The 13,428-nt window shown below is 40.6% G+C and carries 11 protein-coding genes; 1 reads left to right on the top strand and 10 read right to left on the bottom strand.

The features are described from left to right. Positions 1-59: 59 nt before the first annotated feature. The 6 genes from FD716_RS11625 to benA form a co-directional block, all read right to left on the bottom strand. Positions 60-1,439: an MFS transporter gene (locus tag FD716_RS11625; protein ID WP_139852488.1), complete on the bottom strand. Its 1,380-nt coding sequence runs from the start codon at positions 1,437-1,439 to the stop codon at positions 60-62. Between the two features lie 580 nt (positions 1,440-2,019). Continuing rightward, positions 2,020-3,216 carry a benzoate/H(+) symporter BenE gene (gene benE / locus FD716_RS11630; RefSeq protein ID WP_139852489.1) on the bottom strand — a complete coding sequence of 399 codons (1,197 nt, stop codon included), beginning with the start codon at positions 3,214-3,216 and terminating at the stop codon, positions 2,020-2,022. Between the two features lie 59 nt (positions 3,217-3,275). Then, positions 3,276-4,058, bottom strand: coding sequence for a 1,6-dihydroxycyclohexa-2,4-diene-1-carboxylate dehydrogenase (locus tag FD716_RS11635; protein ID WP_139852490.1), 783 nt, complete (start codon positions 4,056-4,058; stop codon positions 3,276-3,278). A gap of 24 nt (positions 4,059-4,082) precedes the next feature. Beyond that, positions 4,083-5,099 carry a benzoate 1,2-dioxygenase electron transfer component BenC gene (gene benC / locus FD716_RS11640; RefSeq protein WP_139852491.1) on the bottom strand — a complete coding sequence of 339 codons (1,017 nt, stop codon included), beginning with the start codon at positions 5,097-5,099 and terminating at the stop codon, positions 4,083-4,085. 91 nt (positions 5,100-5,190) lie between these two features. Further along, complete coding sequence (gene benB, locus FD716_RS11645) at positions 5,191-5,691, bottom strand: benzoate 1,2-dioxygenase small subunit (protein WP_139853676.1); 501 nt, start codon at positions 5,689-5,691, stop codon at positions 5,191-5,193. Between the two features lie 5 nt (positions 5,692-5,696). Continuing rightward, positions 5,697-7,106 carry a benzoate 1,2-dioxygenase large subunit gene (benA, locus tag FD716_RS11650; protein ID WP_139852492.1) on the bottom strand — a complete coding sequence of 470 codons (1,410 nt, stop codon included), beginning with the start codon at positions 7,104-7,106 and terminating at the stop codon, positions 5,697-5,699. 462 nt (positions 7,107-7,568) lie between these two features. On the opposite strand from benA, the gene FD716_RS11655 reads away from it, so the two are divergent. Further along, a complete protein-coding gene (locus FD716_RS11655) occupies positions 7,569-8,486 on the top strand; it encodes a LysR family transcriptional regulator (RefSeq protein ID WP_139852493.1) in 918 nt (305 codons plus the stop codon). Between the two features lie 306 nt (positions 8,487-8,792). On the opposite strand, the gene hpaR is transcribed toward FD716_RS11655, so the two are convergent. From hpaR to FD716_RS11675, 4 genes are all read right to left on the bottom strand, one after another. Continuing rightward, positions 8,793-9,218, bottom strand: coding sequence for a homoprotocatechuate degradation operon regulator HpaR (gene hpaR / locus FD716_RS11660; protein WP_139852494.1), 426 nt, complete (start codon positions 9,216-9,218; stop codon positions 8,793-8,795). 221 nt (positions 9,219-9,439) lie between these two features. Continuing rightward, the gene (locus FD716_RS11665; protein WP_139852495.1) at positions 9,440-10,675 is read right to left on the bottom strand and encodes an OprD family outer membrane porin; all 1,236 of its coding nucleotides are present in this window, start codon (positions 10,673-10,675) and stop codon (positions 9,440-9,442) included. 361 nt (positions 10,676-11,036) lie between these two features. Then, positions 11,037-11,981 (bottom strand): p-hydroxyphenylacetate 3-hydroxylase reductase component, encoded by a 945-nt coding sequence (locus FD716_RS11670; protein WP_139852496.1) that lies wholly within the window; start codon positions 11,979-11,981, stop codon positions 11,037-11,039. A 30-nt stretch (positions 11,982-12,011) separates the two neighbouring features. Next, positions 12,012-13,280 carry a p-hydroxyphenylacetate 3-hydroxylase oxygenase component gene (locus tag FD716_RS11675; RefSeq protein ID WP_139852497.1) on the bottom strand — a complete coding sequence of 423 codons (1,269 nt, stop codon included), beginning with the start codon at positions 13,278-13,280 and terminating at the stop codon, positions 12,012-12,014. Between the last annotated feature and the right edge of the window lie 148 nt (positions 13,281-13,428).

Raw genomic sequence — 13,428 nt, forward strand, 5'->3', positions numbered from 1 at the left:
ACACTCAAAAAAAAAAGCAATTGAGCAGATACTCAATTGCTTTTTAGACTGTACTTGATTTAATTGATCACGGTTTTTTCAGCGGTGGCTTGCTGTGCATCCAATAACTTCGAGCGTTGTTTTGTACCTTCTACGGATACGCTGAGGCGTACCAAGAAAATCGCAACTGCTGCAATAATCCCAGGAATGGCAATCGCCATAAAATTCATTTGATGTGGTAACTCAAACGTTAATAAAGCACCCGTCAACACTGGACCGACAATTGCACCAATACGCCCAATCCCCGAAGCCCATCCCATGCCGGTTGAACGAACTGCAGCTGGATAAAATTGTGCAACAAAGGTATACAGTAGAATTTGTGATCCAATGGTTGCTGCACCTGCCACGGCGATTAAGGTATATAGCACAGCCTGCGGGCTATTAAAACCCAGTAAAATTAACGCCAGTGCACCGACTGCAAACATAATACTCAGTACAGGTTTTAAGTGAAAGCGATCTGCCAATACCCCCCCACCAATTGCCCCCACCATTCCACCAATGTTCAATGCAAACAAGAACATCATACTAGCACCAAGTGAGTAACCTGCCTGTATCATTAACTTCGGCAACCAACTACCCAAGGCATAAACCATCAACAGGCACATAAAGAAAGCGAGCCAAAACATTAATGTACTAAATGTGCGCCCCTGTTGGAATAAGGCACGTAATGGCGCTTCATCGCCTGCAGTCGCTTCATTTAAAACAAATCTTGTGTCTAGGCTAATTTGCTGTTCGGGCGCAATTTTTTGTACAATTTCACGGACTTTTTCAGTTTCCCCCTTCTGGGTAAGAAACATCAGTGATTCGGGTAAATATTTCCAAATTAAAGGCAGTGCCAGCAATGGAAAACCTGCGATATAGAACATGATTTTCCAACCATAATCTGCAACCAACCAGGCCCCCAACAGTGCTGATGTCATCCCACCAATGGCATAACCACTAAACATCAATGCAACCAAAGTACTGCGTATTTTTTTAGGCGCATATTCGGTCATCAGTGCAACCACATTTGGCATGACCCCACCAATACCCAAACCAGCCAAAAAGCGTAAAACACCAAATTCTGTTGGCGAACTGGAAAATGCCCCCAATACGGTAAAACCACTAAAAATAGCCACACAAATCATAATGGTTTTTTTTCGGCCAAGTTTATCTGAGAGTGTTCCAAAACACATTGCACCAAACATCATCCCAAATAACGCAGTACTGGCGAGTAAACCTGCTTGTACTGCCGTTAAGCCCCATTCCTGCATGAGCAATGGTAAAGCGACACCATAAATTACTAAATCGTAGCCGTCAAAAACAATAATAAGTAAACACCAAATCAATACCCCCCAATGGAATGGAGTGAATTTAGCCTTATCTACGACTGTATTTATATTTAATTTGTTACTATCCACGATAAGCCTCCTGCTTGTGAATTAGTCCATAAACTATGGCAGACAATGCGGGATTCTCTTGCTAATGTCCAAAACTGATTCAATCTATTGTTATACCGTTTCGGTTGTTTTTATTTTTCAGGTGCTAAAGATTCAACTCAAGTTTAAATCGGCTTGAATCACACTATTTTCAATCGCATGGCCTTAAGTATTCTTTTTAAATATTCAATATAAACCACTAAAATCAAAAGACTATAAAGTCTAAATATCTTTATTAATCGATTCAATTTAAATCCATCTTTTGTATTTTGACAAAAGAAATATCAATCAGCTCAGCCAGTACTGAGCGGCTATCACCAAGCGTACCAAGCTAAAATCGAAGAAAAGTTAAGCAATACATACCTTCTAGGCATGCTTAAAAGGCTGTCTAAGCAGCCCTTTCCAAAAAATAGTTGATTTTAAATACTGAAATCTGGCCTCAATCAAAACCGAATAATAATCCACATTCGATCAGATGCTATCCGTGATCCATGTCGAATTTAGCGCAAATGACAGTGTGCATTTTCATTGCTAGACAAATCGTTGCAATGATTACCACAAGCTATGTTGCTGCTGCAATCGGTTCTGGCTTCTTTAAAATAAAATGTGCGATTAAGCCAATACAAATTCCCCAAAACACCGAACTCAACCCTAGAAAATGCATCCCTGAAGCAGTCACTAAAAAGGTAATCAAGGCGGCATCACGCTGCGATTCGTTGTACATTGCCATAGAGATATTACTGCCTATTGCACCAAGCAATGCTAAGCCAGCAAGCGCTGCAACCAATTCTTTGGGAAGTAAACTAAACATCATCACAATACTGCCCGCAAATAGACCACCGAGAATATAAAAAATCCCATTGGCAATTCCTGCAATATAGCGTTTTTCTCTGAGTTCATGTGCATCTTTGCCCATGCATAAAGCTGCTGTAATCGAAGCCAATACAATGGTAATGCCTCCCACACAAGCAACAACAAGTGAAACAATACTGGTTACACCAATAATCGGCTTGGCTGGCACGTCATAACCACTCACTTTCATCATTGCCATACCGGGTAAGAACTGCCCCGACAAACTCACGAGGGTAAGTGGTAATGCCAAATTTAAAACCGCATTCCATGTCCAGACTGGGCGAATAAACTGTGGGATTGCCAAGCTAAAGTTCATTTCAACTGGATTCATTTTGCCCATAATCAGGCTCAGTACAATGCCGGAAATGAGCACCCAAACCATGGTATAGCGCGGACTAAAGCGCTTTGCTAACAGGAACACGATCAACATGCCAAAGACAATCATTGGCATAGTGTCACTGGCAACAAATAACGCAATACCGAATTGAAATAGAATCCCAGCCATCATCCCAGCAGCAATCGCTTGCGGAATCAGTTTCAACAGTTTGTCAAAATAGCCCGTAATACCAATCACAAAAATTACCACCGCGGAGGTGATATAGGCTGCAACCGCTTCATTTAATGAGATATCTGGAAATAATGTCACCAGTAGTGCTGTTCCTGGTGCAGACCATGCTGTGACAACTGGCACTTTAAACTTGATTGACAGATAAATCCCGGCAACAGCAGCACCAATCGAGATCCCCCAAATCCATGAAATCATCATGGCAGGTGAAACCTGTGCTTGCTGGGCAGCTTGAAAGAAGATGACTAAAGGTCCGGAATAAGAGATTAAAACAGCTAGAAATCCAGCCACAGTAGCCGAAATTGACCAGTCATGTTTTAGGGTTTGAACCAGATTTGCCATTGTGCGAGTGCCTCCTTGCTTGCAATTCAATGTTCCTTTTGACTTGGAAAAAATCAGATTTAGCCCTGATCTCCTCCACCAACAGGCACAACCGTCCCTGTAATATAAGAAGAGTCATCAGAAGCAAGGAATAAAATCGCATTCACTTGTTCTTGAATACTGCCATAACGCCCTAAAAAGCTGCGATCAAGCGTTTGATCAACCACTTGTTGCATCCATTGTTTTTCATTTTCAGATAGTTGCTCAGCATTACGTGGTACTTTGCGCGGTGGTGCTTCGGTGCCACCTGTAGCAATCGCATTCACACGAATACCATCTTTGGCATGCTCAAAGGCAAGTGATGCCGTCAGGCTATTGACCCCACCTTTAGAAGCAGAATATGGCACCCTATTAATCCCACGTGTCGCAATGGATGACACATTCACAATCGTACCTTTTTGATTTTTAATCATTTCTGGCAATACCGCACGACAGCACCACAACGTTGGAAACAATGAACGATTGACTTCTTTGATAATCTCTTGTTCAGAGAATTGCTCAAAAGGTTTCATCCAAATCGCCCCACCGACATTATTGATCAGCACATCAATACGACCATAGTGTTCGATTGCTTTGGCAACAACTGCTTCTGCACCCGCAAAGGTTTCTAAATTTGCACTGATGGTGATTGCATCATTACCGGCTGCGATGATTTCGGCTAAGACCTCTTCTACATACGGTGAAAGATCAGCCATCACCACTTGTGCACCTTCCGCTGCAATTTGTAGTGCTACCCCTCGGCCAATACCTTGAGCAGCACCAGTGACAATCACCACTTTGTTGGTGAATCTTTTATTGATCATTATTCATTCCCTTAAATTTAATGATTAATTCGCAGAGAATTTTTCAAATAAGAAGTTACTTGGCTGCACCCCTTCTTTGTCTAACCAGCCACGAACGGCTTCAACCATCGGTACAGGCCCACACAGATAAACATCGACATCACCGCCATTTAACCAATCATTTTCAATATGACCAGTCACATAACCTTTACGTGTATGTGTCGATTCTGGGTGTGCCACCACAGTCCGATATTCAAACCACGGTAATTTTACTTGTAATGCATCGAGTTGTTCCAATCTCACCAAATCAAAATCGTTGGTTACACCAAAGACTAAGCGAATTGGATATGCAGATCCTTTTTCTTCAAGCACTTTTAACATCGACATGAATGGTGCAATCCCAGTTCCACCGGCCAGCATTAATACGGGACGCTGCACATCACGCAAATAAAAACTGCCATAGGGACCGCTAAATGACATTTTTTGGCCCAACTGAAAATCAGTGCTTAAAAATGCACTCATCTTGCCATTCGGTACATTCCGTACCACAAAACTGGTTAGACGCTCGCCAGGCTTCGAACTAAATGAATATGAACGGGTTTCTGTGGTATTCGGTAGCGTTACATTAACATACTGTCCCGCAAGGAAATGAATATCCGGCTGATCTTCATCTAATTGAATATCAAAGCAAATACTTGATTCAGAGAGGTGTTCAACTGCGGATAAGCTGCCTTGAAATGTATGAATTTCAGTTTTACACAGTGCCGATGAGGCTTGAATTTGAAAAACCGCATCGGAACTTGGGCGACATTGGCATGCCAAAATATAGCCTTGAGCAGCTTCTTCAGGAGTTAAAGCATCTTCGATATAGGTTTCTTCAGGCATATCAAAAGAACCTGAAGCACAAAATGCACGACAAGTTCCACATGCACCATCACGACAATCCAGTGGGATATTAATTTTTTGGCGATAGGCTGCATCAGATAAAGTTTCACCTTGAGCGACAGCAATAAAACGAGTAACGCCATCTTCAAATTGAAGTGCAATGTTGTGGCTTGACATGGCTGAGAATCCTATAAAAATCTTTAAAACGTATCCTTTTCAGCCAATTTATATTTGGCTGAAAATTCGGATGGGTTGCTTGGATAAATGATTAAAGGTGGTAAATATCAATCACTTGATTGATATAGTCATTTTTTAACACCACATATTTGCTTAAGATCTGCGGCTTTTCACCTGAGAAATCAATTTCATAACGCGACATGCCAAAATAGCTATAGCTGGTTTTATAGCGGAAACTGAGGGTATGCCAATTAAAACGCACCACCACTTTGTCGCCATCACGCGAGATCATTTCAACATTACTAATATTATGGCTGGTACGCGTGTCTGGCATGGTGGCCGAAGAACGTTCGGTTTTAATCCGGAACACCCGGTCTTCAAGACCTTGGCGATCGGGATAATAAATCAGCGAGATTTCAGCCTGTGGATCTTCCGTTAAACGATCATCATCATCCCAAGCAGGCATCCAGAAAGATGCCGTCGCTGCATAACATGCCAACCATTCATCCCATTTTTCATCATCTAAACAACGAGCTTCACGATATAAAAATTGGCTAATATTTTCTAAAGTGACTTTTTCTAAATTTACAATCGTATTCACACTGCCTCTCCCGCTGCTGCTGCATTTAACTCAGCGCACTCAGCCAATTGTTTTTCCTTTTGAATCGCTGTTTTCATCATGTCGAGCCAATATTGATGCTGTGCAACATATAAGCCTTCATCTTCCGTTTTAATTCCTGAGAGTTTAGGAATTAAGCCAATTTCATCAGCTGCAGCATCAGGACCTTGAACCCAATGTTTTGCACCACGACTCATGTCATTCCATTCCAGTTCAATTCCGGCATAACCCGCTTGGCATGAGCGGAATTCTTCCAGATCGTCTGGCGTTGCCATGCCAGACGCATTAAAGAAATCTTCATATTGGCGAATACGGCGGGCACGTGATTCGGCTGACTCACCAATCGGTGCGATACAGTAAATCGTCACTTCGGTTTTATTAACCGAAATTGGACGCAGCACACGAATTTGTGAACCGAATTGGTCCATTAAATAAACGTTTGGATAGAGGCACAGATTACGTGAACGTTCGATCATCCACTTTGACATTGGAGCACCAAATTTCTCAGTAAACTCGTCTGCTTTGACAAAGTTTGGACGATCTTCAGGATTGGCCCATTGCGTCCACAGCAGCATATGACCATGTTCAAAGCCATATGAACCACCGCCTTGTTTGCCCCATGCCCCTGCACTCATGGCACGAACATTATCATTTTCTTGCTGTTTTTCTTTGCGATGTTGCGTGGTCGCTGCATAGTTCCAATGCACGGCAGAAACGTGATAACCATCTGCGCCATTTTCCGCAGTTAACTTCCAATTCCCATCATAGGTATAGGTTGAAGAACCACGTAAAACTTCCAAGCCTTGTTCAGATTGATCCACAATCATGTCGATAATTTTGGTGGTCTCACCTAAAAACTCAGGTAAAGACGGCACATCTGGATTTAAGCTACCAAAGAGAAAACCTTTGTAGTTTTCAAAACGTGCTACTTTTTTAAGATCATGTGAACCATCTTGGTTAAAACAGTCTGAATAGCCTGCATCGGATGGGTCTTTGACTTTAAGTAACTTGCCCGAATTGTTGAATGTCCAACCATGGAATGGGCAGGTATAAGTGGCTTTATTGCCTTTTTTATGACGGCAAAGTTGCGCACCCCGATGTGAACATGCATTAATCATGGCATTAAGTTCACCATTGCGGTTACGCGCAATAATAATCGGTTGGCGGCCAATCTGTGTGGTGTAAAAATCGTTATTGTTCGGAATCTGACTTTCGTGCGCTAAATAAACCCAGTTGCCTTCAAAAATGTATTTCATTTCCAAATCAAATAAAGTCTGGTCAGTAAATACTGAACGATGTAGCTTAAATTCACCCGACTCAAAATCATCTACAAGTAATTCATCAATACGATCAAGATGGCTAGTATTCATCACAGGAATGCGTGGCATTTCCATTCTCCGGCTTTCTAAATTTAAGGAAGTTCCCAGAAATATCCAAAGTAGCGATATTTAGGTTACATGAGGTTTTGAGCAAGTGCTTAAGCGGTAAAGTTCTAAACCAGCAAGGGCTGTCGTTTTAATTTGTTTGAAAAAACAGTACGTCAAGGCCGAGGAAATCAAGGCTGAGGAAATCGTCGCTGCAGCCCGTGATTTCTATGTCCCCGTACAACCTATTCGAAATTTTAGTTAATGTATGCTGATGCATATATTGCATAACTCGACTCCTTGAGTATGTATTGCATTGCTTGGTGCAAGTTTTCATGGCGATGCGCTTGAAAACAATGAAACTAGAACCCGAAGTTCACAGCTTAATCTTGCTTTTCATATCGGGCTTGATATACCTTATCGGAATAGATATTGACTGTCTAAGATCAAATTAACATTTTAGTATATGGAAAAGGTATAGAGTGTATGGATATGAGACGCCTCCGCTACTACGTTGCAGTCGCAGAAGAAAAGAGCTTTACCAAAGCTGCTGAAAAATTATTTATTGCGCAACCACCATTGAGTCGTCAAATCCAAAACTTAGAAACGGATCTTGGGGTACTGTTATTTGAACGTGGTAGTCGTCCATTAAAAATGACGCCCGCGGGTGAGTTTCTTTATCAACATGCTGTAAAACTTTTATCGAATGCTGCTGAAATTCGAGCGATGACGCAGCGTATCGGCGGACTCGAACATACAGTAACCATGGGTTTTGTCGGCTCATTGCTCTACGGTTTACTTTCTAAAATTGTGTATTTATATAGCCAACAACAACCGCATTTAAAAATAGAAATGATTGAAATGACCACCATGCAACAAGTGACGGCACTCAAAGAAGGTCGCATTGATGTTGGATTTGGCCGCTTACGTATTTCAGATCCAGCCGTGAAACGTGTGTTATTACGGGAAGAGCCATTATTCCTTGCATTGCATTCAAACCATCATTTACTCGCGCAGAAAGAAGGTGTTTATTTATCTGATATCGTCGATGAAAATATATTTTTATATCCAAATCACGTACAACCCAGCTTTGCAACGCAAGTACAGAATCTATTTTCTGAATATCATCTTGATCCAACCAATTTACGAACTGTGCGTGAACTACAATTGGCCTTAGGTTTTGTAGCGGCAGGTATTGGAGTGTGTATCGTGCCTGAAAGTGCGCGTTCAATTCAATTGGCGCATTTGCATTATATTCCGATACTCGATCAATCTGCCGTCAGCCCCATATTCATGAGTATTCGTAATTTGGATAAAAGCAAAGATATTACTGCGTTATTTGAGTGTATTTATCAGATTTATGAAATGGAAGGGATTAAATATGAACGACACTATAAAGGATAAATAAATATTCTAGTTATTAGGGGCTGTTGATATTTCATAATAGTAACCAGATAAAAATGCTGAATATACAAAAATGATGCTCAATGTGGTGGTTCTCAATCTCACAGCATTGAGTTATGTCGCGCTATTGCGGATCCTTGCCAAAGATTATTTACAAGAGAATAAAACTGCTTTGGGCTATTGATGCGAAATAGCAGATATTGGTTGTTTATTATCGAGGGGTTAAATTGACCCTGTTAAGTTTTGGCAGCATCCTTGCTCTACCTGATATTCAACAATGGGCTGTCACTCCCCCCAATCAACACCTTAATTAATTTTAACTTTAGAAAAATCTTTAAGCATTTCAAGCAATACTTCTAGTTTTTCAGCACCATACTGTTCCTGAATTTTTTTGTAAGATGCTTCCATTTTTAACGCCTGAATCTCAAAAGTTTTACGCCCTTGATCAGTTAAGCTAATTAAATGAATCCGCTGATCTGTAACACCTTTACGCTTGCGGATCAGATCTTGGTCGATCATGCGATTTAAAATACCCGTTAAACTTGGTTTTAAAATACACGCTAAATCAGCAAGCTGATTGCTTTCTAAGGCTTCATGTTGCGACAAAATACGAATCACACGCCACTGCTGTTCGGTTAAACCGATTTCATTTAAAGCGGGTCTAAAATAAGTCATTGCAGCTTCACGTGCTTCAAGAAGTGCTAAGGTTAAAGAAGGGCGAATCGTTTTCATGCATCAATCTACGCGTATATTTAATAAATATGTTAACTGATTTTTTAGAAAATAAATATAAGCGCAGCCATTTCAAGCATAGCCTCCTCACTTAACCGATATAACCGCTCACCTGAACACTGCTTAGAAGGAGGGCATCAAAAAGGGCTGCAACATGCAACCCTGATTGTTTATTGGAGCTTTATTAAAAAGTTAACACTATTGAACGCTTAACCAACCGCTTAGAACTTCTTGGTATAAGTCAAGAATGCACGATTTTCATTAAAGTCATTACCATGCTTCACATCATATTTAATAAAGATATATTGGAGTCCGACACCTTTTAACATCGGTTGTTGGAAACTATAGTTACCAATCAGGTTCCACTCAGACTCGTTGTTTTTCTTGCCATCTGCGGTTTTAAAACTATCCCCATAAGCGTATTTAACAACGGTATTTAAACCTGGTACATAATCTTTGAAGTTATAAGCATAGACCACGTGATAAGATTTCTCTTTGGCTTTAAAGAAACCCGTCGTATTCCAGTTAATAAAATATAACTCAGGTAAGAAACCATCTGGTAATGGATAAGCATCGCCAATGATTTGTTGATAACCGGCACCAATCGAATGGTTTTTATATTTTACCGTTTCGATTAAACCAATATTTTGGCTATCAATATCGATGTCATTACCCGTATCTTGCGCATTAAAATATTTAAATTTCGAGATCAAACTCATGTCATCACTGAGTTTTAAATTATGCTCTAGTCCTAAATAATGCTTGTTATATAAGTCTTCTAAATTACCAAAATAATATTCAGCTTTTAGGTCATTATTAAACTTATAACGCACATCAAGGTAATTCAAACCATCAGACTGATGTGTTACCCCTTTCGTCGTATAAGAAAACTTCTGAAAACCTTCTTCATTACGCGGTGAAATCTTGGTCACCCGACCAACTTCTAAACTTAACTTGTCGTTAATTTTACTGTTTACATTTGCACCAAGATAAGAAGTCAATAACTGGCGGCTTGTATCGACAGAGGTCACAGGTAAGTCTAACCAAAGCTCACCCACACGAACCACATTGTCTTTATATTTCAGCTTTAAAGTGCCGCCATATTTTAACTGATCGTGTGCCTGATCTTGTGTCTGCTTATCAAAAGGTAAAATCGTATCTGCAACATGCTTGTCATTACTCAATCGCACCGCATATTGCACAGACCCATCTAAACCAATTTCTAAGTCTTTAATCGGTGTATTTTGATAATCTGAAGTATAAAATAATGAAATGCCCTGAGACCAACTTCCGGTATCTTTCAATGCACTATTTTCAAAATCACGCTCAATATATGCATTCTTAAGATATAGTTTCCAGTTATCTTCTGCAAAAGCAGTTTGATTAAAGCTTAAACCCAATAAGGCCAATGGCATAACTGCTGACAAAACTTTCCGTGATTTTTTGAACTTATCCATAAACACCCTTTAAAAAATCCTTTCATTTCCCTGCGCAACAGCAGGGATATTCCTGAGATAACATCCAGTCATCAAGCGTCGATAATATACATATAATGATGATATTAACAATATTCTAAAAGTATAAACTTATGCTTGTTTTATATTTTGCGTGAATAATAAGTTTTACTGCGCACAAATATGCAAAATCTCTAAGTCGATAATATGTTTGCAAGCCACAATTTAAATCAAGCTTATTGGTGCTGAGCAGATGCTTTCAAATTGACAAAACACTGCATCATTTATAATCAAAATTTAAAATAAGCAGCGATACAAGGATTTTACAGCCGTAAAACCCTTATATTGAATGCTCAAAATGCGCTTAAATACCGATTAAATCTTTGAGCATTTTCTTAAATAAATCGCGCTCATCTGTACTATATTTTTTAAAAACATCTTGCTGATGACTTTCCGCAATATGATACAGCGTACGTGCTGCGACATCTCCAGCCGCGGTAAGCACATAATGGTCACCACGATCGATAAGCAAACCCTTTTGTGCCAAAATATCAGTGGCTTGTTCAATTTCACGAATTGGCATTGCCACTTCATGTAATAAATCACTTTTATTTAATCTCGTTTGGCTTTCTAACACCAACAATAAGCGTGCTTCACTGGTACGAAAGCCACTGGCCAATTGCTTCGGCTGATAATCATTCTGATAGGCTCGTACTGCCTGGGTCAGCAAATAATACATGTTGTGGTAAAGTCGCCCAGGAAAAGCATCCTCACCAGGTTCTGTTTTGCTGTTTAAACTCGGATGCGGCAATACGGCTGAATATGCCCCTTGGTGATAGAGCAGCGGTGAACGACCATGATCATGAAATTTCACCACTTTACCGAGAATAATCCAGTGATCACCACCTTCTAAAATATCGAATTTCTCACACTCAAATACCGCTGCACAGTTTTTAAACAGCGGGATCTCCGCAGTCCCCAGATCACACTCAACCCCTGCAAATTTATCTTCGCCACGACGCGCAAATTTATTGGACAGATCAATTTGCGCAGCAGACAAAATATTGACCGCAAAATGTGTGGCTTGTTCAAAGATCGCAAAACTTGATGAGTTCTTATCAATACTCCATAAAATCAAAGCGGGATCTAAGGACACCGAATTAAAACTATTGGCGGTTACCCCAACCCGCTCACCTGCTGCATTTTGTGCAGTCATGATGGTCACACCCGTCGCAAAATTCCCCAAAGCACGGCGAAATGCTTTTACATCAATTACCTCAGTTTCACTTAATTTATTAATCGTATTCATAATAACCTTTCCCTGTTATTGACGATTGGCTTAGACCATCGTTGGATCTGGATCCATGCCCATCAATGCACGCCCCAAAATTTGTGCACAGACATCATAATCGGTATAGGCATGCGCACCCGTCATATGCGAATCACGGAATAAACGTTGTAACTCACTGTTGTCTAGCCAACTGGTTGCGCCAGCACCTGCCATTAAACGCCCCACCGCTTCGATACACATTTTCACCGCATAGGCTTGATTGGTCCGCCAAAATGCCAAAGTATCTTGATTTGGATAAACGTGATTAGCCCCATGTAAGCGATGATCTTCCCACGTTTTTTCAAGTAATGCACGCGCAGCAGCCACTTGATGGGTCGATTCAGCAATACGCATCAAAGCAGGTGTTGCCAAACCAACATTTACACCCGTATAGGCACGAATACGATTACGTTGTTTTTCTTTAAACGCTTCGACCATACGTTCTGCCACACCCAAGCTCACCGCGGAGAAACCACTGGCAAAATAAGGACGATATGGTGAATAGAATATTTTAGAATCTGGATATAAACCAAAACCAGCTGATTTACCTTCCATCATATCTTTGGCTTTGGAAATACGGTATTCAGGAATAAAAACATCAACTAATTTTAGCTGTTTTGAACCACTGCTTTTAATTGCTTGGGCAAACCAATTGTCGACAATTTCATAGTCCGCACGTGGTACCACGCCAAAGGAATACAGTTTATTGCCTTCGTTATCAAAACGGTTAAAACCGACAATGGCATATTCAGCATGGTCACAACCACTGCTCCAACCATATTCACCGTTGAGCAGTACCCCCCCTTCAACTTCTTGTACTTTTCCGAACGGTGCAATCGAACTGCTTGCCGTTGCATCTGGATCTGCAAGCCAGATTTCATCCTGCAACTGTTTGCTAAACATAGCAATTTGATGGCTATGGGTACATAACAAACTAAATGCCCAAGCTGTTCCTGCACATGCACCTGCCAATGCCACGATACAATTGGCAAAATCTGGCAAGCTCATTTCTAAACCACCATAGACTTTGGGTTGGAATGCGCGGTGGAAATTGATGGCTTTTAATAGAGCAATGTTCTCATCTGGTACGCGACGTAACTGCTCCGCTTGTTCAGCATTGGCTGCAATTTGTGGTAATAGCGCTTGGATTTTTTCAAGCATAGATTTTTCTTGTGCCACAGCTATTTTGGCGGTGGTATAAACCAAATGAATCGATGTATCGGTGAAATCAGTCAATGTCGTATTTAAAGTGGCTGAATTTGAAATTGTATTTTCCATATTAACTTTCCCTTAATCACTCAAGTTCCCTTGATTAGACATCTTGTCTAAATGCTTTATAGCGCTTACTTTGATCTTATTATTCACACTTTGCTTGTGATCGTTAATGCACTTTCCCGAGTTTAAATGGTATTTTCCACGGATTAAT

Origin of the sequence: Acinetobacter pullicarnis (assembly GCF_006352475.1) — a bacterium.
GTDB lineage: Bacteria > Pseudomonadota > Gammaproteobacteria > Pseudomonadales > Moraxellaceae > Acinetobacter > Acinetobacter pullicarnis.

Excerpts from the sequence above, each read along its gene's own strand:
- benE (WP_139852489.1), bottom strand. The coding sequence starts at position 3,216 with ATGGCAAATCTGGTTCAAACCCTAAAACATGACTGGTCAATTTCGGCT.
- FD716_RS11635 (WP_139852490.1), bottom strand. The coding sequence starts at position 4,058 with ATGATCAATAAAAGATTCACCAACAAAGTGGTGATTGTCACTGGTGCT.
- benC (WP_139852491.1), bottom strand. The coding sequence starts at position 5,099 with ATGTCAAGCCACAACATTGCACTTCAATTTGAAGATGGCGTTACTCGT.
- benA (WP_139852492.1), bottom strand. The coding sequence starts at position 7,106 with ATGCCACGCATTCCTGTGATGAATACTAGCCATCTTGATCGTATTGAT.
- FD716_RS11655 (WP_139852493.1), top strand. The coding sequence starts at position 7,569 with ATGGATATGAGACGCCTCCGCTACTACGTTGCAGTCGCAGAAGAAAAG.
- hpaR (WP_139852494.1), bottom strand. The coding sequence starts at position 9,218 with ATGAAAACGATTCGCCCTTCTTTAACCTTAGCACTTCTTGAAGCACGT.
- FD716_RS11665 (WP_139852495.1), bottom strand. The coding sequence starts at position 10,675 with ATGGATAAGTTCAAAAAATCACGGAAAGTTTTGTCAGCAGTTATGCCA.
- FD716_RS11670 (WP_139852496.1), bottom strand. The coding sequence starts at position 11,981 with ATGAATACGATTAATAAATTAAGTGAAACTGAGGTAATTGATGTAAAA.
- FD716_RS11675 (WP_139852497.1), bottom strand. The coding sequence starts at position 13,280 with ATGGAAAATACAATTTCAAATTCAGCCACTTTAAATACGACATTGACT.